This window comes from Rhodococcus sp. 114MFTsu3.1 (genome assembly GCF_000383555.1).
Lineage (GTDB): Bacteria > Actinomycetota > Actinomycetes > Mycobacteriales > Mycobacteriaceae > Rhodococcoides > Rhodococcoides fascians_E.
The window spans coordinates 386,356-410,450 of sequence record NZ_KB911544.1 but is presented as its reverse complement, the minus strand read 5'-3'; the positions used below and the strand labels follow the sequence as shown (position 1 = coordinate 410,450).

The 24,095-nt window shown below is 64.4% G+C and carries 22 protein-coding genes; 7 read left to right on the top strand and 15 right to left on the bottom strand.

Annotated elements, in window-relative coordinates:
* Positions 1 to 51: 51 nt before the first annotated feature.
* The 4 genes from H292_RS0101930 to H292_RS0101915 all read left to right on the top strand — a co-directional run bounded on the left by H292_RS0101930 (position 52) and on the right by H292_RS0101915 (position 5,354).
* Positions 52 to 1,020: a bifunctional riboflavin kinase/FAD synthetase gene (locus H292_RS0101930; RefSeq protein ID WP_026347622.1), complete on the top strand. Its 969-nt coding sequence runs from the start codon at positions 52 to 54 to the stop codon at positions 1,018 to 1,020.
* 104 nt (positions 1,021 to 1,124) lie between these two features.
* Positions 1,125 to 1,394 carry a 30S ribosomal protein S15 gene (rpsO, locus tag H292_RS0101925; protein WP_020110253.1) on the top strand — a complete coding sequence of 90 codons (270 nt, stop codon included), beginning with the start codon at positions 1,125 to 1,127 and terminating at the stop codon, positions 1,392 to 1,394.
* Positions 1,395 to 1,726: 332 nt separating this feature from the next.
* Entirely contained in the window at positions 1,727 to 4,000 is a 2,274-nt protein-coding gene (locus tag H292_RS0101920; protein WP_020110252.1) for a polyribonucleotide nucleotidyltransferase, read from the top strand.
* A gap of 73 nt (positions 4,001 to 4,073) precedes the next feature.
* Positions 4,074 to 5,354 (top strand): M16 family metallopeptidase, encoded by a 1,281-nt coding sequence (locus tag H292_RS0101915; protein ID WP_230594250.1) that lies wholly within the window; start codon positions 4,074 to 4,076, stop codon positions 5,352 to 5,354.
* Here H292_RS0101915 and H292_RS0101910 read toward each other — a convergent pair.
* Positions 5,318 to 5,941: a TetR/AcrR family transcriptional regulator gene (locus H292_RS0101910; protein ID WP_020110251.1), complete on the bottom strand. Its 624-nt coding sequence runs from the start codon at positions 5,939 to 5,941 to the stop codon at positions 5,318 to 5,320. The two genes, H292_RS0101915 and H292_RS0101910, sit on opposite strands and share 37 nt — an antisense overlap.
* A gap of 78 nt (positions 5,942 to 6,019) precedes the next feature.
* Here H292_RS0101910 and H292_RS0101905 point away from each other — a divergent pair, with 78 nt between their 5' ends.
* On the top strand, positions 6,020 to 6,691 hold the full coding sequence (locus tag H292_RS0101905) for a lysophospholipid acyltransferase family protein (protein WP_020110250.1): 672 nt from the start codon (positions 6,020 to 6,022) through the stop codon (positions 6,689 to 6,691).
* On the opposite strand, the gene H292_RS0101900 is transcribed toward H292_RS0101905, so the two are convergent.
* The 5 genes from H292_RS0101900 to H292_RS0101880 all read right to left on the bottom strand — a co-directional run bounded on the left by H292_RS0101900 (position 6,678) and on the right by H292_RS0101880 (position 10,653).
* On the bottom strand, positions 6,678 to 7,415 hold the full coding sequence (locus tag H292_RS0101900; protein WP_026347621.1) for a polyprenol monophosphomannose synthase: 738 nt from the start codon (positions 7,413 to 7,415) through the stop codon (positions 6,678 to 6,680). The two genes, H292_RS0101905 and H292_RS0101900, sit on opposite strands and share 14 nt — an antisense overlap.
* 123 nt (positions 7,416 to 7,538) lie before the next feature.
* Entirely contained in the window at positions 7,539 to 8,324 is a 786-nt protein-coding gene (locus H292_RS0101895) for a 2-phosphosulfolactate phosphatase (RefSeq protein WP_020110249.1), read from the bottom strand.
* Positions 8,321 to 8,497: a hypothetical protein gene (locus tag H292_RS28310; RefSeq protein WP_019664168.1), complete on the bottom strand. Its 177-nt coding sequence runs from the start codon at positions 8,495 to 8,497 to the stop codon at positions 8,321 to 8,323. Before H292_RS28310 ends, H292_RS0101895 begins: the two co-directional genes overlap by 4 nt.
* Positions 8,498 to 8,512: 15 nt before the next feature.
* Complete coding sequence (locus tag H292_RS0101885; RefSeq protein ID WP_020110248.1) at positions 8,513 to 9,598, bottom strand: GGDEF domain-containing protein; 1,086 nt, start codon at positions 9,596 to 9,598, stop codon at positions 8,513 to 8,515.
* Positions 9,599 to 9,702: 104 nt separating this feature from the next.
* A complete protein-coding gene (locus tag H292_RS0101880; RefSeq protein ID WP_020110247.1) occupies positions 9,703 to 10,653 on the bottom strand; it encodes an endonuclease/exonuclease/phosphatase family protein in 951 nt (316 codons plus the stop codon).
* A 199-nt stretch (positions 10,654 to 10,852) separates the two neighbouring features.
* Between H292_RS0101880 and H292_RS0101875 the strand changes: the two genes are divergently transcribed.
* Together H292_RS0101875 and H292_RS0101870 are read left to right on the top strand one after the other, a co-directional pair.
* A complete protein-coding gene (locus H292_RS0101875; RefSeq protein ID WP_020110246.1) occupies positions 10,853 to 12,316 on the top strand; it encodes a sugar porter family MFS transporter in 1,464 nt (487 codons plus the stop codon).
* Between the two features lie 29 nt (positions 12,317 to 12,345).
* Positions 12,346 to 12,702 carry a universal stress protein gene (locus H292_RS0101870; protein WP_019664164.1) on the top strand — a complete coding sequence of 119 codons (357 nt, stop codon included), beginning with the start codon at positions 12,346 to 12,348 and terminating at the stop codon, positions 12,700 to 12,702.
* 3 nt (positions 12,703 to 12,705) lie between these two features.
* Here the strand turns inward: H292_RS0101870 and nuoN are convergent, their stop codons facing one another.
* The 9 genes from nuoN to nuoF are packed head-to-tail and all read right to left on the bottom strand — an operon-like array spanning position 12,706 to position 24,095.
* Complete coding sequence (gene nuoN / locus H292_RS0101865) at positions 12,706 to 14,283, bottom strand: NADH-quinone oxidoreductase subunit NuoN (protein WP_020110245.1); 1,578 nt, start codon at positions 14,281 to 14,283, stop codon at positions 12,706 to 12,708.
* The gene (locus H292_RS0101860; RefSeq protein ID WP_020110244.1) at positions 14,280 to 15,806 is read right to left on the bottom strand and encodes an NADH-quinone oxidoreductase subunit M; all 1,527 of its coding nucleotides are present in this window, start codon (positions 15,804 to 15,806) and stop codon (positions 14,280 to 14,282) included. The genes nuoN and H292_RS0101860 overlap by 4 nt, the downstream gene beginning before the upstream one ends.
* Complete coding sequence (gene nuoL, locus H292_RS0101855) at positions 15,800 to 17,680, bottom strand: NADH-quinone oxidoreductase subunit L (protein WP_020110243.1); 1,881 nt, start codon at positions 17,678 to 17,680, stop codon at positions 15,800 to 15,802. The genes H292_RS0101860 and nuoL overlap by 7 nt, the downstream gene beginning before the upstream one ends.
* A gap of 1 nt (position 17,681) precedes the next feature.
* Entirely contained in the window at positions 17,682 to 17,981 is a 300-nt protein-coding gene (gene nuoK, locus H292_RS0101850; RefSeq protein ID WP_020110242.1) for an NADH-quinone oxidoreductase subunit NuoK, read from the bottom strand.
* Positions 17,978 to 18,697 carry an NADH-quinone oxidoreductase subunit J gene (locus tag H292_RS0101845; RefSeq protein WP_019664159.1) on the bottom strand — a complete coding sequence of 240 codons (720 nt, stop codon included), beginning with the start codon at positions 18,695 to 18,697 and terminating at the stop codon, positions 17,978 to 17,980. The genes nuoK and H292_RS0101845 overlap by 4 nt, the downstream gene beginning before the upstream one ends.
* Positions 18,694 to 19,197 carry an NADH-quinone oxidoreductase subunit NuoI gene (gene nuoI / locus H292_RS0101840; protein ID WP_019664158.1) on the bottom strand — a complete coding sequence of 168 codons (504 nt, stop codon included), beginning with the start codon at positions 19,195 to 19,197 and terminating at the stop codon, positions 18,694 to 18,696. The genes H292_RS0101845 and nuoI overlap by 4 nt, the downstream gene beginning before the upstream one ends.
* Positions 19,190 to 20,440, bottom strand: a complete 1,251-nt coding sequence (nuoH, locus tag H292_RS0101835) for an NADH-quinone oxidoreductase subunit NuoH (protein ID WP_020110241.1) — start codon at positions 20,438 to 20,440, stop codon at positions 19,190 to 19,192. Before nuoH ends, nuoI begins: the two co-directional genes overlap by 8 nt.
* Entirely contained in the window at positions 20,437 to 22,785 is a 2,349-nt protein-coding gene (locus H292_RS0101830; RefSeq protein WP_020110240.1) for an NADH-quinone oxidoreductase subunit G, read from the bottom strand. Before H292_RS0101830 ends, nuoH begins: the two co-directional genes overlap by 4 nt.
* Positions 22,782 to 24,095: an NADH-quinone oxidoreductase subunit NuoF gene (gene nuoF, locus H292_RS0101825; RefSeq protein ID WP_020110239.1), complete on the bottom strand. Its 1,314-nt coding sequence runs from the start codon at positions 24,093 to 24,095 to the stop codon at positions 22,782 to 22,784. The genes H292_RS0101830 and nuoF overlap by 4 nt, the downstream gene beginning before the upstream one ends.

The window sequence follows — 24,095 nt, the reverse complement described above, 5'->3', positions numbered from 1 at the left end:
CATGTCCATCCGGAAGTGACCCACGCCGACGCGGGCCGTAGGCTTCTCCTCGTGCAGAGATGGCGAGGTCTCGACGATGTACCTGCCGACTGGGGTCGTTGTGTTCTCACGATCGGCGTATTCGACGGCGTCCACCGTGGTCACGCCCAGTTGATCAGCCGTGCGGTGACGTCGGCCGAGGAGCGTGGAATACCCAGTGTGCTCATGACTTTCGATCCGCACCCGATGGAAGTGGTGCGGCCCGGAACGCATCCGGCGCAGCTGACGACGCTCACGCGTCGGGCCGAGCTGGCGGAAGAATTGGGCATCGACGTGTTCTGTGTGATGCCGTTCACTCCCGAACTGATGAAGCTGACGCCGGAGCGCTACGTCCACGAGATTCTGGTGGAGCGGTTGCATGTCGCCGAGGTCGTGGTGGGGGAGAACTTCACCTACGGCAAGAAGGCGCTCGGCAACGTCGAGTTGCTGCGCAAGGTCGGCGACCGATCCGGTTTCGCCGTCGACGGCGTCAATCTTCTGGCCGAGCATGCGGTCACCTTTTCGTCCACGTACATCCGTTCGTGTGTCGACGCGGGTGACGTGTCCGCGGCTGCTGCGGCGTTGGGGCGTCCTCACCGCGTCGAGGGCGTCGTCGTGCACGGTGACGGTCGCGGACGCCAACTGGGATATCCGACGGCGAACGTCGCGCCGCCGATGTATTCGGCCATCCCGGCGGACGGCGTCTACGCGGCGTGGTTCACCGTGCTCGGTCCCGGCCCGGTCATCGGCACCGTGACTCCGGGTGAACGTCACCGTGCTGCCGTGTCCGTCGGCACCAACCCGACGTTCTCGGGTCGGACCCGGACGGTCGAGGCGTTCGTGTTGGACAGTGACGGTGACCTCTACGGACAGCACGTCGCGGTCGATTTCGTCGAGCGGATTCGCGGAATGGAGAAGTTCGAATCGATCGACGACTTGATCGAGGAGATGGGTCGGGACGCGGAGAAGGCCCGCGCCGCCCTGACCGACCGACTTTCGTGACCGGCTACCTCTCCTGGTAGGCTGCCTTCTCGGTGCATGCTGCGGTCCGTGGTGGCTGCGCCGCTTTCCTTTCCCGCGGACGTCAGTGATCAGGAGTAGTACCAGTGGCATTGACCACCGAACAGAAGAAGGCCGTTCTCGGCGAGTACGGCTTGCACCCGACCGACACCGGTTCGCCCGAGGCGCAGGTCGCGATGCTCACCAAGCGCATCACCGACCTCACCGAGCACCTGAAGAAGCACAAGCACGACCACCACTCCCGCCGCGGCCTGCTGCTGCTGGTGGGACGTCGTCGTCGCCTGCTGAAGTACATCGCGAAGGTGGATGTCACCCGGTACCGTTCGCTCATCGAGCGTCTGGGACTGCGTCGATAACATCGGCGCCGACGCGCCCGCGAAAGTGGGCCGTCTTCGAAATATGCAGTAGCCAACGAGGCAGTGCTTAGACTGTTCCTCGTTGGCTATCTGTGTTTGGCACGCCAGCAAGACAAGCGAACACATGGGTGTTCGCACATCGCCGTGATCGCCCGATGCACCCAGGGTGTCGGTCTTCGGTAGTGGCCTTGGCGGACGAAGCTCTCGTCCCCAGGGCTTCGATCGATGGCCGCCCCCGAGCAACAGCGACCGCAGCCCTGCCTGCACATGGCAGCGGGGCCAGAGGTCCGTCGGTGCGCGCACGGCAAAGACGAGAGGACGAGAAGAAGAGAATGACAGACACCACCAACCTGGACGTCGAAGAAGGCGTCTACGAAGCAACTGCCGTCATCGACAACGGCACCTACGGCAAGCGCAGCATCCGGTTCGAGACCGGTCGCCTCGCCCAGCAGGCATCCGGCGCCGTCGCTGCCTACCTCGACGAGGACACCATGCTGCTGTCCGCCACGTCGGCAGGCAAGAGCCCGCGCGAAGGGTTCGACTTCTTCCCGCTGACGGTCGACGTCGAAGAGCGGATGTACGCCGCCGGACGCATCCCCGGATCGTTCTTCCGTCGTGAGGGTCGCCCCTCCACCGACGCCATCCTCACCTGCCGCCTCATCGACCGGCCGCTGCGCCCGACGTTCGTCGACGGTCTCCGCAACGAGATCCAGGTAGTCATCACCGTCCTGAGCCTCAACCCGGCCGATCTCTACGACGTCGTGGCCATCAACGCGGCATCCGCGTCCACGCAGATCGCAGGCCTGCCGTTCTCCGGCCCCATCGGTGGTGTGCGTGTCGCGCTCATCGACAAGCAGTGGGTCGCGTTCCCGACGGTCGAGCAGCTCGAGAAGGCCGTCTTCAACATGGTCGTCGCGGGACGCATCGTCTCGGGCTCCGGCGCCGACGCCGACGTCGCGATCATGATGGTCGAGGCCGAGGCCACCGAGAACGTCATCGAGCTCATCGAGGGCGGTGCACAGGCACCGAACGAATCCATCGTGGCCGAGGGGCTCGAAGCCTCGAAGCCGTTCATTGCTGCGCTGTGTACCGCACAGCAGGAGCTCGCCGCCAAGGCCTCCAAGCCGACCGGTGACTTCCCCCTGTTCCCGCCGTACCAGTCCGACGTCTACGACGCCGTCGCCAATGCAGCTCAGATCCCGTTGAGCGAAGCACTGACGATCGCAGGCAAGGCCGAGCGCGAGAACAAGCTCGACGAGGTCAAGGCTCAGGTACTCGAGCAGGTCTCCGACTCGTTCGAGGGTCGTGAGAAGGAAATCGGTGCCGCGTTCCGCGCGCTGACCAAGAAGTCGGTGCGTCAGCGCATCCTGACCGACCACTTCCGTATCGACGGCCGTGGCGTCACCGACATTCGTTCGCTGTCCGCCGAGGTCGCGATCATTCCGCGTACCCACGGCTCGGCGCTGTTCGAGCGCGGCGAGACGCAGATCCTCGGTGTCACGACACTCGACATGGTCAAGATGGCGCAGCAGGTCGACTCGCTCGGACCCGAGACGTCCAAGCGCTACATGCACCATTACAACTTCCCGCCGTACTCGACCGGTGAGACCGGTCGCGTCGGATCGCCGAAGCGTCGCGAAATCGGCCACGGTGCGCTCGCCGAGCGCGCGCTGTTGCCGGTTCTGCCGAGCCAGGCCGAGTTCCCATACGCCATCCGCCAGGTCTCCGAGGCGCTGAGCTCCAACGGCTCGACCTCGATGGGTTCGGTCTGCGCGTCGACGCTGTCCTTGCTCAATGCCGGTGTGCCGCTGCGCGCTCCCGTCGCGGGCATCGCCATGGGCCTGGTGTCCGACGAGGTCGACGGCGAAACCCGTTACGTTGCATTGACCGACATCCTCGGCGCCGAAGATGCCTTCGGCGACATGGACTTCAAGGTCGCTGGTACCAAGGACTTCGTCACGGCACTTCAGCTGGACACCAAGCTCGACGGAATCCCGTCGAAGGTTCTGGCAGGCGCGCTGTCGCAGGCGAAGGACGCACGCACCACGATCCTCGAGGTCATGGCCGAGGCCATCGACGCGCCGGACGAGATGAGCCCGTACGCACCTCGTGTCACGGCCATCAAGGTTCCCGTCGACAAGATCGGCGAGGTCATCGGACCCAAGGGCAAGATGATCAACTCCATCACCGAGGAGACCGGCGCCAACATCTCGATCGAAGATGACGGCACCGTCTACGTCGGTGCAGCGGACGGTCCGTCCGCTCAGGCCGCGATCGACAAGATCAACGCCATCGCCAATCCGCAGTTGCCGAAGGTCGGCGAGCGCTTCCTCGGAACCGTCGTCAAGACAACGGCTTTCGGTGCATTCGTTTCGCTGCTTCCCGGCCGCGACGGCTTGGTGCACATCTCGAAGCTCGGCGGCGGCAAGCGCATCAACAAGGTCGAGGACGTCGTGAGCGTCGGATCGAAGCTTCGTGTGGAGATCGCCGATATCGACAACCGCGGCAAGATCAGCCTCGTTCCCGTCGAGGAAGAGGGAGCAGCTGCTGCAGGCTCGTCCGATTCGGCTCCGGCCGACGCACCTGCCGAGGCAAACGCTGAGTAAGAAGCAACAAGGCAGAACGGTACGTTCCTACGGGACGTACCGTTCTGCCGTTTCGGATCCCGCCGGGCAGAACCTGGGTGTCGAACGCACCACTCTGCCCGGTGGTCTTCGTGTGGTCACCGAGTTCGTGCCGGGAGTTCGGTCGGCGTCGGTCGGTGTATGGGTGGGCGTGGGTTCGCGGGACGAGGGTCCGTCGGTGGCCGGTGCCGCTCATTTCCTGGAGCATCTGCTGTTCAAGTCGACGCCGACGCGGAGTGCGTTGCAGATCGCTCAGGTCATGGACGGGGTCGGCGGTGAACTGAACGCGTTCACCTCGAAAGAGAGCACGTGCTTCTACGCTCACGTCCTCGACGACGATCTCGGTTTGGCAATCGACCTCGTCAGTGATGTCGTCCTCCGCGGGCGTTGTCGTGCAAGTGATGTCGACGTCGAGCGTCAGGTCGTTCTCGAGGAGATCTCGATGCGCGACGACGATCCGGAGGATCTCCTCGGTGATCTGTTCATCGAGGCGATGTTCGGTGATCATCCGCTCGGCCGGCCCGTCATCGGGACCGTGGAATCCATCGAGGACATGACGCGCGCTCAGCTGCGTTCCTTCCACACGCGTCGGTACACACCGGAGCGGATGGTCGTGGCGGTGGCGGGCAACGTCGATCACCGCCAGGCGGTGGCGTTGGTCAAACGCGCATTCGCGGGTCATCTGCACAAGGGCGTCAAGCCTGCTCCCCGGCGCGACGGTCTGGCGAGACTTCGTCATCGTCCCGAACTTCGTTTCGAACGACGAGACAGCGAACAGGCTCATCTGTCGCTCGGTGTGCGCGCGTTCGGTAGGCACGAGGGACACCGGTGGGCGCTGTCCGTACTCAATGCGGCTGTGGGAGGCGGGCTCTCGTCGCGCCTGTTCCAGGAGATCCGTGAAGAGCGCGGGCTGGCCTATTCGGTCTACTCGTCGGTGGACACCTTCTCCGATTCCGGGGCCTTCTCGGTGTACGCCGGGTGTCAGCCCGAGAACCTCGCCGAGGTGACGACGGTGGTGCGTGAGGTTCTCGCACAGGTCGCCTCCGACGGCATCACCGAGGAGGAGTGCGCGCGAGCGAAGGGCTCGTTGCGCGGCGGACTCGTCCTCGGGCTGGAGGATTCGGGGTCACGGATGAACCGGATAGGCCGCAGCGAGCTCAATTACGGCAATCATCGGGACATCTCGGAGACCCTGGCCCGGATCGATCAGGTGACCGTGAGCGAGGTGCGCGACGTGGCTCGGGTCCTGTTGTCCCGGCCTTTCGGTGCTGCGGTGGTCGGCCCGTACACGAGCGTCCGTCAGCTGCCCGCGTCGGTGAAATCCATAGCCGGCTGATTCTCGTCGGCTCGGATGGCGTCGCTTCGGCGTGCGTCGACGATCGACTCGACCGCTGCATTCACCAGAGCGGTCGAGTCGACCTCGGTGACCACCGACAGTGCGGTCGTCGAGCTCAGCGCAGCGATTCCGTGGACCGCCGTCCAGACCTGTACTGCTCGGACGTGAGCGTCGGTGCCTGCCAACGGTTCGACGAGGTCGGTGACGAACGCGAACAGCGGCAACGACGTTCCGCGAAGATGCATTCCCGAGTTCGCGAGAACGTCGTGACGGAACACGAGTGCGAACATGGCGGGTCGTTCGACGGCGTAGCGCACATAGGCGAGGGCCGCGGCCTTCAACCGCCGCGCGGGGTCGGTGTTCGCGCCTACTTCGAGTTCGATTCTCCGGCGGAGGTCGTGCAGGCCCCGCTGCGCTACGGCGGCGTGCAGAGCTGCGAGGGTCGGGAAGTAGCGCCGTGGTGCGCCGTGCGACAGTCCCGCGGCCCGTGCGACGGATCTGACCGTCACCCCTGAAATTCCTTCGGTCTCCAACAGCGTCTCCGCCGCGTCGATCAAACGCGCGGCGGGCGTTTCGTGCCCGTCCATAGTAGACAGTGTCTACTATGGACGGAGACGATGTCCACGACTCGTTGTTTTCGGCAGACTCGAGGGAGTGCACCGCCCATGTGGTACTGGATGTTCAAGTACGTTCTGATCGGCCCTGTTCTGCGATTGCTGGGGAGACCACGCATCGAGGGCATGGAGCATCTGCCGCAGTCCGGCCCCGTCATTCTTGCGGGTAACCACCTGACGGTGGTCGACTCGTTCTTCCTGGTGTTGGTCGTCAGGCGGAGAATCCGTTTCATCGCCAAGAGCGAGTACTTCTCGGGATCGGGCCTCAAGGGTCGGGTGCTGTGCTGGTTCTACACGAGTGCAGGTCAGGTCCCCGTCGACCGCTCCGGTGCAGGGGCGGGCGATCCAGCCTTGGCTGCAGCACGAAAAATACTTGCCGACAACGGAATATGGGCCATCTACCCCGAAGGGACGAGGTCTCCGGACGGCAGGCTGTACAAGGGGAAGACAGGAATGGCGAGAGTTGCGCTGGAATCCGGGGCGCCCGTCGTTCCCGTGGTCATGTTCGGTACCGAGAAATTCAATCCGGTCGGCAGCCGGATGTGGCGACCGGCGAAGATCGTCGTGAAGTTCGGCGCGCCCATCGACTTCGCTCGATACCGAGAGCACGCGGGCAACCACGCCGTCGTGCGGTCCGCGACGGACGAGGTGATGTACTCGCTGATGGAGCTCTCGGGCCAGGAGTACGTCGACACCTACGCGGCGAAGGTCAAGGCCGCCTGACTCCGAAGAGCAACTTCCACGGTACGGCTGCGGATTCGAGCTGCACGGCGAGGCTCATCTTGGATTCGCCGTCGTTGCGTTCCTCGAAGCGAATGGGGACCTCGGCGATCTTCAAGCCGCGTCGGACGGTGCGGTGGTTCATCTCCACCTGGAACGCATAGCCGTTGCTCTCGACCGACTTCACGTCGATCGCCCGCAGAGTCGCAGCGTGCCAGGCTTTGAAGCCCGCGGTAGCGTCCTTGACCTTCAACCGAAGAATCGCGTTGACGTAGAAGTTGGCCCATGCAGACAGTGCCTTCCGATGCCAGGGCCAATCGCTGGCCACGGCTCCGCCCGGGACGTAGCGCGAACCCAGTACGACGGCTGCGTCCGTCGTCGTGAGCGTGCGCACCATCGTGGGGATGACGTCGGCGGGGTGGGACAGGTCCGCGTCCATCTGGACGACGATGTCCGCACCGTCGTCGAGTGCGCGGCTCATGCCGGCCACGTACGCCCGGCCGAGCCCGTTCTTCTCGGTGCGGTGCAGAACCGTCACCGGCAAAGGCCCTGTCTCGGCGAGTTCGTCGGCGAGCTTGCCCGTGCCGTCGGGGGAGTTGTCGTCGACCACGAGCACATGAAGGTTCTCGAGTTCCAGACCGGCGAGAAGCTCGACGAGCTTCGGGAGGTTCTCGCGTTCGTTGTACGTGGGTACGACAACGGTCGTCTTCGGGGCGACGTTCGGAATGCTCACGCTCGTATGATCCGTGATCGGGTATCAAAGACCAAATAACGGACAGCCTCGTGTCCGCACGTCGTCGACGTTTTCGCAGTTCCGGGGCTCGGGCGGGACAGTGAAATGTTGCGCCGGTCACACAGCGTCGTCGTGCGATGCCGCGTCGACGAACATTCCTGACGTCAGTACGGGCACGGATTGCGAGGAGCCGACTTCCGCAGCGATCGTGACGTCGATCTCGTACCCCGAGTCGATCAGTTCGCGTCCTGACGCCGATTCGGCCAGAGCGTGGGGGAGCCGACCGGACACGGCCTTCCACGCGTCGCGGGCCATCTCTGCCTCCGGCGACAGACTGCAGTCCGGGCGCCTGTCGGCCAGTTCCGCGAGGAGGAATCCGGCTCCCCACAGGTCCTCGACGCTCGGTCGCAGGGCACCGTTCGGCCAGTGTTCTCCGGCGGCGATCACCGCAACGACGGCGTCGGTATCTGTGGTCGCGGCGATCCACTGCGCCGAAGCCGGTGCGTTGCGAAGCGAGACCCCGGTACAGACAGGTACTTCTGAAGCCAGCTGCGCGGATATCGTCGACCCGTTCGGCGACGGCAGCACGAGCCGGTGTGGCGGCGTCCCCGATCGGAGCGTGGCCGGGGACAAGCTGATGTCGCCCGGGCCCGCATCGCGCCGCCGTACCGCCATGACGGCACCGGTGCGGCGGGCGTACTCGGCGGCCGAATCCTGCCCGACGGCCCAGGGCACCACCGCGGTACCGGCATCGGCGGCGACGGTCAACGTGGTGGTGAACGACAGAACGTCGACGACGACGGCAACGTCCGCTCCGGAAGCGATTGCCGATGCACCCGAGGTGCCCCAGTCGAACCGAACCGTCGACGCGAACTGTCGATGCGCGCGGTCCGGTTCGGTCACGGAGTCGACACCTCCGAGGACGCAGGAGTGTCGTACGGCGACGGACCTTCCGGTGGTCCGAGGAGATGGCGAACGAGAAGAGTGGCTCCGAGAGCGAGAAGTGCGACGACGACGATGACAGCCACGACAGCCGCCAATCTCCGTGGGCCTCCGAAGAGATCGTTGGAACTCATTCGCTCATGATGCCATCAGGAACCGGTCCTGATGTCACCGTCGTAGACGTCGATCTCCACCGAGTTGCCGCCGTGGCTCTTGGCTCGGTACATCGCGGTGTCGGCGCTGTCGAGCAACTCGTCGAGTAGTTCGGGGACGGCCTGGATCGCGATCTCCCGATAGTGGATGCCGATGCTCGTGGTGGTCACGCCTGCGGAATTGCAGGCCGGAATCGCATCGCGCAGCGCTTCGGCCGCCCGGGACATCTCCGACAGCGGTCCGGCGGAGACCACGACGAATTCCTCACCGCCGGTGCGAGCGGTCACGGCTGGAAGAGGAAAATTCGCGTTGATGGCCTGGGCTGTCTTGCGCAGAACATCGTCGCCGAAGCTGTGACCGAATCCGTCGTTGACCGCCTTGAAGTTGTCCAGATCTGCGACGAGGACCGCGACGCCCGCTGCTCCGTCGGCCATCACACCGACGGCCGAGTCGAGTCCGCGACGGTTCCGCAGACCGGTCAACGGGTCGAAGTGTGCGACGGCGGCATCCCTCTTGAGAAACGTCAGGTACGCCTGAGTGAGGATCGGGGACGACACCAGAACCATGACGAGAACGATGAGATACGCCGTCATCTGCGCGAAATCGGCGTCGGAGTAGGAGATCGCCAGGACGTAGAGAGCGGCGCACGTGCACAGAGCCCACAACTGATGGGCCACGAACACCCGGGTGTCGTGATACGCGGACACGTAATTTCCCATCACGGCCAACAGGGCCGAGCACAGAAGCGCCACGGGGCGATCGTCGAGAGAGAACAGAACGGCGGCGACGCCGATTTCGGCGAACGCGACGAAGAGCAAGGAGTGCCTGTACGCCGGCCACGGTCCGCGTATCCAGAGGCAACCGACGACCATCGAGCTGACCCCGAAGGTTCCGATCACAGCGATGTCGACGGTGCTCGACACCACCGGCGTCGCAATCGCGAGCAGGCAGATCAGCCCGTAGAACCAGCAGCACAATCCGATTGCGACGCGGCTCTGGCGGAGGATCGGATGGCTCTGCGAGTAGGCGACGTTCCACACGTAGTCGGTCCGTTGCGACCACCACTCGTGCAGCGAACTCATTTCAAGGACCTCTACATCCCGTACATGACCGACCCGCAGATAGTTGACAGTTTATCTAATCAGACGACGATACTGATCGGTTCGAAACGGCGATACAACCACGATCATTGCAGTCGAATCTCGGCGATCAGTCCGTGATGATCCGACCCGTCGATCGCAATCCGTTCCAGTGCGGTGGCGTGTGCGCCGCGGGTGAGGACGTGGTCGATGCCGACGACTGGTGGATACGACTTGTCCGTGGGGTAGGTCGGTATCAAGCCGCTACCCGTGGCGTCCGCTGCGTCCTCGTACCCGGCGTCGAGGATGTGCCTGAACTTGCTGTGAGATCTGGTGGAGTTGAAGTCACCGCTGACGATCACGTTGGTCATCGAAGTGACTGTCGACACCTCGGATCGGATCATGTCCATCTCCGATGCCCACAGTGGCGTCGGCGATGGATAAGGCGGCACCGGATGGACCGAGTAAACGCGGACGGGGTCGTCGGTACCGACGTCCAGATCGACCGCCAGGTTGGACAGAGTGAATACCGGGAGCTCGCGCTCTCCGGAGATCGGGAATCGACTGAAGATGCCGGTACCTCCGCCGCCGCCCGGGGTCGGCCTGGTGTAGCGGTACGGCAGCAGCTCGGCGATTCCGGCGGCGTCGAGCGCGCTCTCTGCGTCGAACGTCAGTTCTTGTGCGGTGAAGACGTCGATGTCGTGTGACCGGACGAGGTCCAGCACGTTGCCCGCATCGGCCAGCCCGAGCATCAGGTTGGCTTGCAGAACGTCGATGTCCTGCCCCTGGCCGGATGTGTCGGCCTCCGCTCGGTCGCTTGCGATGTACACCGGTGCGAGCAGCGCCGACGCCGTCACCGCCACGGCGGTCGATGCCGTTGCCAGGATCCAGCGTCGGGACACCGCGGCAGCGGCGATACCGAGCAAGGAGAACGCCATGAGGATCGGCGCGAACGACGCCAGCCCCACTACGTACCTGTTCTGCGTGTCGGTGAAGTAGGCGACGACGCCCGTCGCACCGATCAGTACGCAGCAGGCGGCAACGATGGCCGCGGCCACTCGCCAACCTCGAGGACGACGCGTGGGCGGCGCGGAATTCGCCGTTTCGTGTTGCACATTCGCAGCGTAACCGCAGGCAAAAGTCGATACTGTCGGCCCAGGTCGGATCGATTCAGTGAGTAGTTGCCTCGAAGGAGGAACTTGTGATCCAGTTCTCAGCAGACTAGAAATATGTAAAGACATACGTACAAGAAATCGGATGCGGTCGCAGGAACACTCCTTCGGACGCACACAAGATTGGATCGAGATGACCCGTAGTGACGGATCGACCGGTGCAGTTCTCCCACCGGACACAGCAGGAACACACAGTCATCGGCTAGGCATCATCGCGGTGATCGCGACCTTCGGCGGATTGCTCTTCGGATACGACACCGGAGTGATCAACGGAGCGCTCGAGCCCCTGAAGGAGGACCTCGGTCTCAGCACGTTCACCGAGGGCTTCGTCGTCAGCATTCTGATCTTCGGTGCCGCCATCGGCGCTCTCGTCGGAGGCCGACTCTCGGACAAGTTCGGACGTCGCCACAACATCCTCCTCCTCGCGATCGTGTTCATGGTGGGAACGCTCGGCTGTGTGCTCGCCCCCACGTGGGAGGTTCTCGCGCTGTTCCGCTTCATCCTCGGCTTGGCCGTGGGTGGTGCGTCGGCCACGGTGCCGGTCTACCTCTCCGAGATCTCGCCCGCTGAACGGCGCGGCAGCGTCGTGACCCGCAACGAAGTCATGATCGTCAGCGGACAGTTCGCAGCCTTCATCATCAACGCGATCATCTTCAACGTCTGGGGCGAACACGACTCGGTATGGCGCTTCATGCTCCTCGTCGCCGTTGCACCCGCGATCGTTCTCTTCGTCGGAATGCTCCGTATGCCCGAGAGTCCGCGCTGGCTCGTGCTGCAGGGTCGCGACGACGAGGCACTCGAGGTCCTGAAGCAGGTGCGCTCTCCCGAACGCGCCGAAGCCGAAATGGCTGAGGTCCACCGGCTCGCGGAGGAAGAGAAGCTGTCCAAGACCGGCGGTGCAACCGACCTTTCCGTCCGCTGGATTCGTCGTCTGATCTACATCGGCGTCGGGCTCGGTGTCTTCCAGCAGTTCACCGGCATCAACTCGGTGATGTACTACGGTACCCAGCTGCTCGGTGACGCCGGATTCTCCGCCAACGCGGCCATCGTCGCGAACATCCTGAACGGACTGTTCAGCGTTCTCGGTATCTCCGTCGGCCTGTACCTGATGAACAAGGTGGATCGTCGCAAGATGCTGCTCGGTGGTTTCGCTCTGACCACCACGTTCCATCTCTTGGTCGGACTCTCTGCACTGCTGCTTCCCGACGGCACGGTCAAGGCGTACTTCATCCTGGTCTTCGTCGTGCTGTTCGTCTTCTGCATGCAGGGCACCATCGGACCTCTGGTCTGGCTCATGCTGGCGGAGATCTTCCCGCTGAAGATCCGCAGCTTCGCGATCGGTGTCTGTGTCTTCGCGCTGTGGATCGCGAATGCCGCTGTGGCGCTCCTGTTCCCGCCTGTCGTCGATGCCCTCGGGATCGCACCGACGTTCTTCATCTTCGTGGTACTCGGCCTCCTGGCGCTGGTGTTCATCTACACGCAGGTCCCCGAGACACGCGGTCAGTCGCTGGAAGAACTGGAAGACCGGTTCCGCAAGGAATACTCCTAGAGGTTCGCTACACCGAGAGAGGTAATTTCATGTCAGTTCTGGTTGCAGTGACCGACAGCCCCGAGGGCATCCATTCGCTGTCCGCCGCGGCGGACGAGGCGGCGCTTCTCGGCACCGATCTGATCGCGGTCAACCTGACGCTGGGAAAGCTCGACCTCTCCGTGCTTCCGGAAGACTGCAAGGTCACCGTCGTCGAACGTGAGGGGCGTGAGGACCGCGACCCTGTCGCCGCCGTTCTCGACGAGTTGGAAGTGTTCCCCGACGTCACGCGTCTGGTGATCGGAATAAGGAAGCGCAGCCGGGTCGGAAAGGCCCTGCTCGGCAGTGTCAGTCAGCGTCTGCTGCTGACCTCGCCGGTCTCGGTCCTGGCGGTCAAGGCGCCGTAGGACTCACCAGACCGCCGCGCCCGCGGCGAGATCCAGCAGCGGTTGTGGAAACACACCGAAAACGACAGTCGTGACGACGCCGAAGCCGATGGCCACGGCTGTTGCGACACCCGGAGTGACGACGGTGGGACTCCCACCGTCGTCACTGTCGTTCGTGGGGGCCACGGGCTCGGCGAAGAACATGAGAACGATGACGCGGACGTAGAAGATCGCGGCGATGGCACTACTGAGCACCCCGACGACGACGAGGGCGGTCGCGCCGCTGCCGGCCGCAGCCTGGAAAACTGCGAACTTACCGACGAATCCAGCCGTCAGCGGGATCCCCGCGAACGACAACAGCAGCAACGCGAAGACGGCGGCGATCGCGGGGGAGCGACGACCGATGCCGGCCCATCGCGCCAGTTCGGTCACCTCGCCGTTGCCGTCGCGCACGACGGTGACGACGGCGAATGCCGAGACTGTGCTGAACCCGTAGACGAACAGATAGAACATCGTCGCGGACAACCCGTCGGCGTCCAGAGCGACGACGCCCGTGAGAATGAAGCCGGTGTGGGTGATCGACGAGTACGCGAGCATCCGTTTGATGTCGGTCTGAGTGACCGCGAGCAGAGCGCCCACCAGCATCGTGACGATCGCGACGGCCCACAGCGCCGGTCGCCAGTCGTCGCGCAGGTCCGGCAGTGCGATGTAGAACAGGCGGAGCATGGCACCGAACGCGGCGATCTTCGTCGCGGCGGCCATGAAGGCGGTGATCGGAGTCGGTGCACCCTGATACACGTCGGGAATCCACGAATGAAACGGAATCGCACCGACTTTGAACAGTAGGCCGACACCGACGAGTGCAGTACCGAGCACGGCCAGCACGTCGTTGCCGTCGCCGAGAGCAATGGCAGCACCGATGGGGCCGAGCTCGAGCGAGCCTGCGTACCCGTACAGCATCGCGGTACCGAACAGGAAGAACGCCGACGAGAACGCGCCGAGCAAGAAGTACTTCATCGCGGCTTCCTGCGACAGGAGCCTGCGCCGACGGGCCAACCCGCACATCAGGTACAGCGGTAGCGAGAACACCTCGAGGGCAACGAACATCGTGAGCAGATCGTTCGACGCGGGAAACAGCAGAAGGCCGCCGATCGCGAACATCGTCAGCGGGAACACCTCCGTCTGCGCCGCGCCTGCCTGGCCTGCCTGGCGTTCGGACAGACTTCCGGGAACGGTGGAGGCCTGCGGGGCGAAGGAGTCCACCCGGGTGCGTTCGAGTGAGCGTTCCCCGACCATGAGCAACGAGGGCACGGCTACGAGCAGGAGGGTGCCCTGGAGGAACAGTGAGGGTCCGTCGACCACGACCGAGCCCATCACGGCCCGGGTGCCGGGTGAGCTGGAGCCGGACACGGCCAGGACGCCGACCGCTACCAGCGACCCCGTCGTCGCAGTCAGGGCGAGGGTCGTCTGGATGCGGCGACGGGCGGCACTCGGTGCGAACGCCTCGACGAGTACGCCGAGAACAGCTGCGGCGAAGACGATCAGCATCGGTGACAGAACGCTGTACTCGATGCTCGGCGCGGTCAGGACGGAGTCGTTCATCGGGGTCCCTCCGGCACTTCGGCCACGTTGTCGATGCCTTGCACGGTGGTCACTGTCGACTGCACAGCAGGAGAAACGATGTCCAGCAGGGGCTTCGGGTACACGCCCAGTACGACGAGCAGCACGATGAGCGGGCCCATCACGGCGAGTTCACGCGGTACGAGATCCTTCATTCCGTCGTTCTCGGCGCGGCGTGGTCCCGTCATGACCCGTTGGTACAGCCACAGGATGTAGATCGCGGACAGCACGAGCGCGATCGATGCCACGACGGCAGCGACGTGATACTTCGCGAACGTGCCGATCAGTACCAGGAATTCGCTGACGAACGGTGCGAGCCCCGGTAGCGACAGAGTGGCCAGACCGGCGACGAGGAAGGTGCCGGCCAGCACCGGTGCGACCTTCTGGACGCCACCGTAGTGCGAGATGACGCGGGTGCCGCGACGCGAGACCAGGAAACCGGCAACGAGAAACAGTGCTGCCGTGGAGATTCCGTGATTGACCATGTACAACGCGGAACCGGCCTGGCCTTGGCTGGTCATGGCGAAGATTCCCAGAATGATGAAGCCGAAGTGCGAGATCGACGTGTACGCGATCAAACGCATCACGTCGGTCTGCGCGATCGCCAGTACGGCGCCGTAGACGATGCCCACGACCGCGAGAGTGACGATGACCGGCGCGAAGTACGACGACGACTCGGGGAAGAGTTGCAAACAATACCGAAGCATCGCGAACGTGCCCACCTTGTCCACGACGGCCATCATCAGAACGGCTGTGGCAGGGGTGGATTCGACGGCGGCATCGGGTAGCCACGAGTGGAACGGCCACAGGGGTGCCTTGACGGCGAAAGCGAACATGAACCCGAGGAACAACGCGTTCAGAACTCCGGGGGTGACGCCGAGGTCGCCGAGAGCAACGGTGTCGGCGATCTCACGGAACGAGAAGGTTCCCGCCACGACGTACAGTCCGATGACCGCAGCCAGCATCACCAGACCGCCGACGAGGTTGTACAACAGGAATTTCACGGCCGCGGCGGCGCGTCCCGGTCCGCCGAATCCTCCGATGAGGAAGTACATCGGGATCAACATGGCCTCGAAGAAGACGTAGAACAGCAACACGTCGAGGGCACAGAAGGACATCAGGACCATCGACTCGACGATCAGAATCGATGCGACATAGACGTGCGTGGACTGCCCGACGCGCGGGTCGTTCCATCCGGCTACCAGCAGGATCGGAAGCAGGACCGTGGTCAGCAGGACGAGCACCAGAGCGATGCCGTCGATTCCCAGCTCGTATCGAGCTCCGAACGACTCGATCCACCAGTGGGATTCGACGAACTGGAATTCGTCACCGGACGGATCGAAGCCGACGAACAACACCACTGCGACCGCCAGAGTCAGCAGCGAGGTCGCGAGCGCGCACACCTTCGCGAGCTGTGGCCTCGTACGAGGCAAAATCAGGGTCAGGACAGCACCTGCCACCGGAAGCAGCCACAACACGGTCAGCCACGGAAGAGTAGTCACCACACCATCACCGCCACCATCATCGCGAGGACTACCGCCGTACCGGCCAGCATCGTCAGAGCGTACGAGCGCACGTACCCGGTCTGCGTGCCACGAATGCGAGCGGACAGCGACGTCAGCCCGCCCGCAAGAGTGCGGGTTCCGCCCTCGACGGCGACGTCGTCGAAACGCTGCGCGGCCTCGGCCAGCTTCAGACCCGGTCGCATCAGGAACGCTTCGTTGACGGCGTCTCCGTACAGGTCGACTCGTGCGGCAGCCGTCAGCGCGGTGACGGGTGTCGGCGCGATCGGCGGTACGGGAGTTCTCGCGTAGCGGCGATACGCGAGCCCGACGCCGACGGCCACGACCGTCAGTGCCATCACGGTCACCAGCCACGCGGGTACGACGTGCGCTTCCTGGGCCTCGCCGACGACCGGTTCCAGCCAGTGCGTCAGCGCGCCACCGACGGTGAACAGGGCCCCAGCCGCAACCGAACCCACCGCCAGAACGATCATCGGCACGGTCATGGTCGACGGCGACTCGTGTGGGTGCGCGCCGGGCTCCCAGCGCTTCTGGCCGAAGAAGGTCATCACCATGACTCGGGTCATGTAGAACGCGGTCAGGCCTGCACCGAGGAGCGTGACGATTCCGAGCACGGCGCCCTGTACTCCACCGGCACCGAACGCGACTTCGATGATCTTGTCCTTGGCGAAGAAACCCGAGAACGGGGGAACACCGATGATCGCGAGGTAACCCAGACCGAAGGTGACGAACGTGACGGGCATGACGGTTCTCAAGCCGCCGAACTTGCGCATGTTCACTTCGTCGTTCATGCCGTGCATCACCGAACCGGCACCGAGAAAGAGTCCGGCCTTGAAGAATCCGTGGGCGAGAAGCAGCATGATCGCGAATGCGTAGCCGGACGGACCGAGGCCGGCAGCGAGAACCATGTAGCCGATCTGGCTCATCGTCGACGCGGCCAGCGCTTTCTTGATGTCGTCCTTCGCGCAGCCGATGACGGCCCCGAACAGCAGTGTCACGGCACCGACGACGATCACCGCGGTCTGCGCAGCGGGGGCTGCTTCGAAGACGGGTCCGGATCGGACGATCAGATACACCCCGGCGGTCACCATCGTCGCCGCGTGGATCAACGCCGACACCGGCGTCGGGCCTTCCATGGCGTCACCGAGCCACGACTGCAGCGGCAACTGGGCCGACTTTCCACACGCTGCGAGGAGCAGAACGAAGCCCACTGCGGTGAGTGTTCCGCTGGACGCAGTCTCGGTACCGGAGAAGACGTCCGTGAACGAGACGCTTCCGAAGTTCGCGAACATGATCATCAACGCGACCATCAGTCCGATGTCTCCGACACGGTTGACGACGAAGGCCTTCTTCGCCGCCGTCGCCGCCGACGGTTTGTATTGCCAGAACCCGATCAGCAGGTAGGACGCCAGACCCACCCCTTCCCAGCCGACGTACAGTCCGAGGAAATTGTCGGCTGTCACCAGGAGGAGCATCGCGGCGAGGAAGAGGTTCAGGTACGCGAAGAACCGTCGCCGGTCCGGGTCCTCCGCCATGTACCCGATGGAGTAGACGTGAATGAGCGTGCCGACACCGGTGATCAGAAGTACGAAGCACATGGACAGTTGATCCAGGCGAAAGCCGAAGTCCACCTGCAACTGTTCGACGGGAACCCAGCTGAACAGCGTGGTGGTCACGGCCCTGTCGTCTGTAGCCCGGCCCAGCATATCGACGAAGAGGACCACGGCGAATCCGAAGGACACCGCGGCCATGACGGTTCCGAGCGCGTGTCCCCATCGATCGGTTCGCCGGCCTCCGACGAGCAGCACGACAGCGCCGAGCAGCGGCAGCGCCGGCAACAGCCAGATGGCGTCCATGTCAGTTCTTCAGCAGGTTGGCGTCGTCGACCGAGGCCGAGCGGCGGGCACGGAAGATGGTCATGATGATCGCGAGGCCGACGACCACCTCGGCTGCAGCCACCACCATGGTGAAGAACGCGAAGACCTGGCCTTCGAGATTGCCGTGCATCCGGGCGAACGTCACGAATGCGAGGTTGGCGGCGTTGAGCATGAGCTCGATGCACATGAACACGACGATCGCGTTGCGGCGCAACAGAACACCCGCCGCGCCGATCGTGAAGAGGAGGACCGACAGATACAGGTAGTTCTCGGGATTCACATCTCACCGTCCCGGTGACCGCGGTGCATCGGATTGACGGACAGCTCCGACGGTGACCCGTCGGGCAGACGCGCGGGCCAGTCGACGGCGTTGTGCCGGGCATACACTCCGGGACTCGGCATCGGCGTGACGTGAGTGCCGTCGCGGAAGCGCTGCTCGGACAGCTCGCGCTGACCTTGCCGCTCGGTGAACCGCTCACGGTGGGCGAGGATCATCGCGCCGACCGTGGCGATGATCAGCAGCGCACCGGTGAGCTCGAACGCCCAGAGGTAGCGAACGAAGATGAGCTCGGCGAGGCCTTCGACGTTGCCGCCCGCATTGGCGGCGTCGAGTCCGACGAAGTCCGGTCGTCCGCTCTCCACCGATGCGTTGCCGATCGCACCGATGACGACGAGCCCGAAGCCGATGCCTGCGGCGATCGCCGCAGGCCGTTGACCTTTCAGCGTTTCGGTCAACGAGTCCGCCGAGTCCACTCCGACGAGCATCAACACGAACAGGAACAGCATCATCACCGCGCCGGTGTAGACGACGACTTGTACGACGCCGAGGAACACTGCGCCCTGCGCGATGTAGAACACGGCCAGGATGATCATCGTGACCGCGAGGAACAGAGCCGAGTACACGGCTTTGGTGGCACAGACCATCGCGATCGCACCCAGTACCGCCAATCCGCCCAGCAGCCAGAACTGGACGGCCTCGGCGGTTCCGGTGCTCATCGGATCGTCCCCCGGTAGTAGTCGGCCGCAGTCGTGTTCTCGGCCATGGGATGTGGCGCGGGTTCCATGCCCGGTTCCATCGGCGCGAGGAGGCGGTCCTTCTCGTAGATGAGGTCGGCGCGGTTGTCGTCGGCCAACTCGTACTCGTTGGTCATGGTCAGCGCGCGCGTCGGGCAGGCTTCGATGCACAGCCCGCATCCGATACAGCGGAGATAGTTGATCTGATAGACCTGCCCGTATCTCTCACCGGGGGACCAGCGCTCCTCGTCGGTGTTGTCCGCGCCCTCGACGTAGATCGCATCCGCCGGGCACGCCCAAGCACACAACTCGCACCCGATGCACTTCTCGAGGCCATCGGGGTAACGATTGAGCTGGTGCCTGCCGTGGTAGCGCTGAGCGGTCGGTACCTTGTCCTCGGGATAGAACTCCGTCACCGGCTTCTTGAACATCGTCGAGAACGTGACACCGAAACCTGCCACCGGACCCAGAAATTCAGGCATCGCTACGCTCCTTCACTGGTGTCGGCAGTGTCTGTCCCGGCATCGGTGGGACGGGAAAACCGCCGGCGAACGGATCGAACGGTTCGTCGTGCGTGGACGGTGGGGACGGCTCGTCCGGCTCGCGATGCAACCGGCGCCGGACGAAGACCGCTACCGACAGAGCCACGACGGCGCTGACGACGACCAGCGCGACAGCCAGTGATCCGTATCCTTCGATGCGGAACGCGCGGACGGTGGCCACGAGCACTATCCAGATCAACGAGATCGGGATCAGAACCTTCCAGCCGAGATTCATGAACTGGTCGTAGCGCAGTCGCGGCAACGTGCTTCGCAGCCAGATGAAGACGAACAGGAAGAGCCACACCTTCAGCGTGAACCACAGAACCGGCCACCACCCGGCATTCGCGCCGTCCCACAGGCTGATCGGGAACGGTGCATGCCATCCGCCGAGGAACAGTGTTGTCGCGAGTGCGGACACCGTGACCATGTTGACGTACTCGGCGAGCATGAACATCGCGAAGTTCAGGGAGGAGTACTCGGTGTGGAATCCGCCGACCAACTCACCCTCGGCCTCGGGAAGGTCGAAGGGAGCGCGGTTGGTTTCACCCACCATGGACGTCAGATAGATCGCGAACGACGGGAACAGCAGAAAGATGTACCACGTGTTCGACTGTGCGGCAACGATTCCGGATGTCGACATGGTGCCCGCGTACAGGAAAACCGCGGTGAAGGACAAGCCCATCGCGATCTCGTACGAGATGACCTGCGCGGTGGATCTCAACCCTCCGAGCAACGGGTACGTCGAACCCGACGCCCACCCGGCGAGCACGATTCCGTACACACCGACGGATGTGACGGCAAGGATGTACAGGACTCCGACCGGAAAGTCCGTCAGCTGCAGGGCAGTCCGGTGGCCGAGGATCGACACTTCGGGTCCGAAGGGAATCACGGCGAAGGCCATGAACGCGGGCACCGTCGCGATCACCGGAGCCAGAAGGTAGATCGGTTTGTCGACGCCCTTGGGGACGATCCCTTCCTTCAGCGCCAGCTTCACGCCGTCGGCGAGGCTCTGGAGCATTCCACCCGGCCCTACTCGGTTCGGCCCGACGCGGTTCTGCATACGCGCCATGACCTTCCGTTCGACGAGAATGCAAACGAGCGGTGTCAGGATCAGGAAGACGAAGATCGCCAGCGACTTCGCGACCACGAGCCACCACGGGTCCGTCCCGAACGTCCCGCTCACGACGACGCGCCTTCGACACGGACGACGGCGCCGTTGCCTACTCCGAGTGCCGAGTTGACCTCGGACCCGGTCGAGCGCATCGGCAGCCACACCACCCGATCGGGTAGGTCGGTGATCGCCAGCGGGAGGGTGATCGATCCCCCGCCCGACGACACCGTCACTGGATCACCTTCGGAGACGCCTATCTCTGCCGCCGTGCCGGGGGACAGCCGCACCACCGGGGTGCGCGCGGTACCGGCGAGATGCGGTTCACCGTCCTGCATGCGGCCGGCATCCAGCAGCATTCTCCAGGTGGCGAGAACGGCTTCGCCGACGCTCGGTGTCGGGGTCGGAGATGGATCGTGGCTCGGCGCTGGGGGAGGCGCGCCCGTCCAGGATCCCAGCCTGTCGATCTCGCTGCGCGTGCTCTGGACGTCGGGAAGGCCGATGGGCGCGTTCATCTGGGCGGCGAGTGCATGGAGTACCCGGCCGTCGGTCAGCGACCGCGAATCGGGAATCGCTGCCTCGAAGGAACGCGAGCGGCCTTCCCAGTCCAGATAGGTCCCTGCCTTCTCGGTCACCGGAGCGACCGGGAACACCACGTCCGCATGTTCGGTGACGCTGCTGTGGCGGATCTCGAGGCTGACCACGAACGATGCGCTGTTCAGCGCCGCTGCTGCGGCGGCGGGATCGGGCAGGTCCGCGAGCTCGACGCCGCCGACCACGAGTGCGCCGCCCGACCTCGCCGAGCCGAGGATTCCCGTCGTGTCCAGCCCGTCGGAGTCGGGCACTGCAGTCGTGCCCCAGAACTCGGCGAGGTCCGTTCGCGCGCCTGCGTCGCCGACAGGTCGCCCACCGGGAAGAAGGGTCGGCAGCGCTCCCATGTCGAGCGCACCACGATCGCCTGCCCGTCGAGGAATCCAGGCCAGGGCAGCACCGGTTTCCTGCGATGCGGCGACGACCGCCGTGTAGCCGCCAGCAGTGTCCGCCACTCGTTCGCCGACCAGAATCACACTGCCCTCGGGCAGATCTCCGAGGTCGGCGAGCGCCGCGGGCTCCTGGCCGGGCACACAGGAAAACAACGACGCGCCCAGCTTGCACGTCCCGGCCGACAGGAACGGCGCGACGGCCTTCACCTTCTGACCCTTCGTGCGGACGGCTTTGCGCAGTCTGAGGAAGACGATGGGCGATTCTTCCTCGGGCTCGAATCCGACCAGGACCACTGCGGGAGCGTTCTCGAGTCGCGCGTAGGTGACGTTCGTGTCGGCGCCGGCGACATGCGAGGCGAGGAACTCGGCCTCCTCGATGCTGTGTGCACGAGCACGGAAATCGATGTCGTTCGTGCGCAACGTGACCCGAGTGAACTTCGAATACGCGTAGGCATCCTCCACGGTTGCTCGGCCGCCGACGAGCACGCCCACTCGATCGGCCTTGCTCAGTCCCGCGGCCGCGACTGCCATGGCCTCGGACCACGACGCGGGTTCCAGAGATCCGTCTGCCGTGCGCACGAGCGGAGTGGTCAACCTGTCGGGCTCGGTGGCGTACGTGAACGCCCACCGTCCCTTGTCGCAGTTCCATTCCTCGTTGACGGTCGGGTCGTCTCCCGCCAGGCGGCGCAACACTTTTCCGCGGCGATGATCGGTACGTTGCGCGCACCCGCTGGCGCAGTGCTCGCAGGCGCTCGGAGTCGACACCAGGTCGTAGGGCCGAGCGCGGAATCGGTACGCCGCTCCGGTCAGTGCCCCGACCGGACAGACCTGCACGGTGTTGCCGGAGAAATAGGACTCGAACGGCTCGTTCTCGTAGATGCCGACCTGCTGCAGCGCCCCTCGCTCGACGAGCTCGATGAACGGGTCGCCCGCGATCTGCGAGGAGAATCGAGTGCACCGCGCGCAGAGCACGCACCGCTCGCGGTCCAGCAGCACCTCGGTGGACAGCGGAATCGGTTTCGGATACGTGCGCTTCTCCTCGACGAACCGTGACTCGGACCGGCCTGCCGACATCGCCTGGTTCTGCAGGGGGCACTCGCCGCCCTTGTCGCACACCGGGCAGTCGAGCGGATGATTGATGAGCAACAGCTCCATGACGCCCTTCTGCGCCTTCGCAGCAACCGGCGAGCTCAGCTGAGTGCGAACGATCATGCCGTCGGTCACCATGGTGGTGCACGACGCCAACGGTTTGCGCTGGCCCTCCACCTCGACGAGACATTGGCGGCAGGCCCCCACCGGATCGAGGAGCGGGTGGTCGCAGAACCTGGGAATCTGAATGCCGATCAGCTCCGCGGCACGTATCACCAGGGTGCCGGGAAGGACCTGGATTTCCTGGCCGTCGATGCTGACGGTGACGGTGTCCACCGAGGTGCTCATGACGAAAGCCCTCCCGCTGTCAGTTCGGCGGACATCAGCGTGCTGCGGTGCGGATCGAACGGGCAGGATGCGCCGATGTGCTGTGCGTACTCGTCTCTGAAATGCTTCAGCGACGACGTGATCGGGCTGACTGCGCCGTCGCCGAGGGCACAGAAGGACTTGCCGAAAATGCTGTCCGCGATGTCGAGCAACGTGTCGAGATCCGATTCCGTTCCGCGGCCGGTTTCGAGCCTCTCGTAGATCTGCACGAGCCAGTACGTTCCTTCGCGGCACGGCGTGCATTTGCCGCAGGATTCGTGGGCGTAGAACTCCGTCCATCTCCGTACCGCACGTACGACGCACGTCGTTTCGTCGAATATCTGCAATGCCTTGGTTCCTAGCATGGATCCGGCTGCACCGACGCCCTCGTAGTCCAACGGAACGTCGAGATGCTCGGCAGTGAAGATCGGCGTCGACGACCCGCCTGGCGTCCAGAACTTCAGCGAATGACCCTCGCGCACACCGCCCGCGTAGTCCAGAAGCTCCCGCAGTGTGATGCCGAGCGGAGCCTCGTACTGTCCGGGAGTCGTCACGTGCCCCGACAACGAGTACAGCGTGAAACCCGGGGACTTCTCGCTGCCCATGGACCGGAACCAGTCGACACCGTTGCGCAGAATCGACGGGACGCTCGCGATGGACTCGACGTTGTTGACCACCGTCGGGCACGCGTACAGACCTGCCACCGCAGGAAACGGCGGCCGTAGTCGAGGTTGCCCACGTCGACCCTCCAGCGAGTCCAGCTGAGCCGTCTCCTCGCCGCAGATGTACGCGCCCGCGCCCGCGTGCACCACGACGTCCAGATCGAATCCGCTGCCGAGGATGTCCGTGCCGAGATACCCGGAGGCATAGGCCTCCTCGACTGCAGCCTGAACACGTCGAAGCACGGGGACGACCTCGCCTCGCAGATAGATGTAGGCGCGGTGCGCCCGAATTGCGTACGCCGCGATCACGATTCCCTCGATCAGGACTTGCGGCGTCGCCAGAAGCAACGGCATGTCCTTGCACGTGCCGGGCTCGGACTCGTCGGCGTTGACCACGAGATAGTGCGGCTTGCCGTCACCCTGCGGGATGAAGCTCCACTTCATCCCCGTCGGGAATCCGGCTCCTCCACGGCCCCGAAGTCCCGCGTCCTTGACCGTGGCGATCACGTCGCCTGCGGGCATCTCGAGTGCACGGCGGAGGCCGTCGTAGCCGCCGTGGCGTTCGTAGGTTTCGAGGGTCCATGATTCGGGGTCGTCCCAGTAACTGCTCAGGACAGGGGTCAGCGCCAC

What these genes read in the sequence shown, in the direction of transcription:
- H292_RS0101920 (WP_020110252.1), top strand. Translation starts at nt 1,727, where the DNA reads ATGACAGACACCACCAACCTGGACGTCGAAGAAGGCGTCTACGAAGCA.
- H292_RS0101910 (WP_020110251.1), bottom strand. Translation starts at nt 5,941, where the DNA reads ATGGACGGGCACGAAACGCCCGCCGCGCGTTTGATCGACGCGGCGGAG.
- H292_RS0101905 (WP_020110250.1), top strand. Translation starts at nt 6,020, where the DNA reads ATGTGGTACTGGATGTTCAAGTACGTTCTGATCGGCCCTGTTCTGCGA.
- H292_RS28310 (WP_019664168.1), bottom strand. Translation starts at nt 8,497, where the DNA reads ATGAGTTCCAACGATCTCTTCGGAGGCCCACGGAGATTGGCGGCTGTC.
- H292_RS0101885 (WP_020110248.1), bottom strand. Translation starts at nt 9,598, where the DNA reads ATGAGTTCGCTGCACGAGTGGTGGTCGCAACGGACCGACTACGTGTGG.
- H292_RS0101875 (WP_020110246.1), top strand. Translation starts at nt 10,853, where the DNA reads ATGCGGTCGCAGGAACACTCCTTCGGACGCACACAAGATTGGATCGAG.
- H292_RS0101870 (WP_019664164.1), top strand. Translation starts at nt 12,346, where the DNA reads ATGTCAGTTCTGGTTGCAGTGACCGACAGCCCCGAGGGCATCCATTCG.
- nuoN (WP_020110245.1), bottom strand. Translation starts at nt 14,283, where the DNA reads ATGAACGACTCCGTCCTGACCGCGCCGAGCATCGAGTACAGCGTTCTG.
- nuoL (WP_020110243.1), bottom strand. Translation starts at nt 17,680, where the DNA reads ATGGACGCCATCTGGCTGTTGCCGGCGCTGCCGCTGCTCGGCGCTGTC.
- H292_RS0101845 (WP_019664159.1), bottom strand. Translation starts at nt 18,697, where the DNA reads ATGAGCACCGGAACCGCCGAGGCCGTCCAGTTCTGGCTGCTGGGCGGA.
- nuoI (WP_019664158.1), bottom strand. Translation starts at nt 19,197, where the DNA reads ATGCCTGAATTTCTGGGTCCGGTGGCAGGTTTCGGTGTCACGTTCTCG.
- H292_RS0101830 (WP_020110240.1), bottom strand. Translation starts at nt 22,785, where the DNA reads ATGAGCACCTCGGTGGACACCGTCACCGTCAGCATCGACGGCCAGGAA.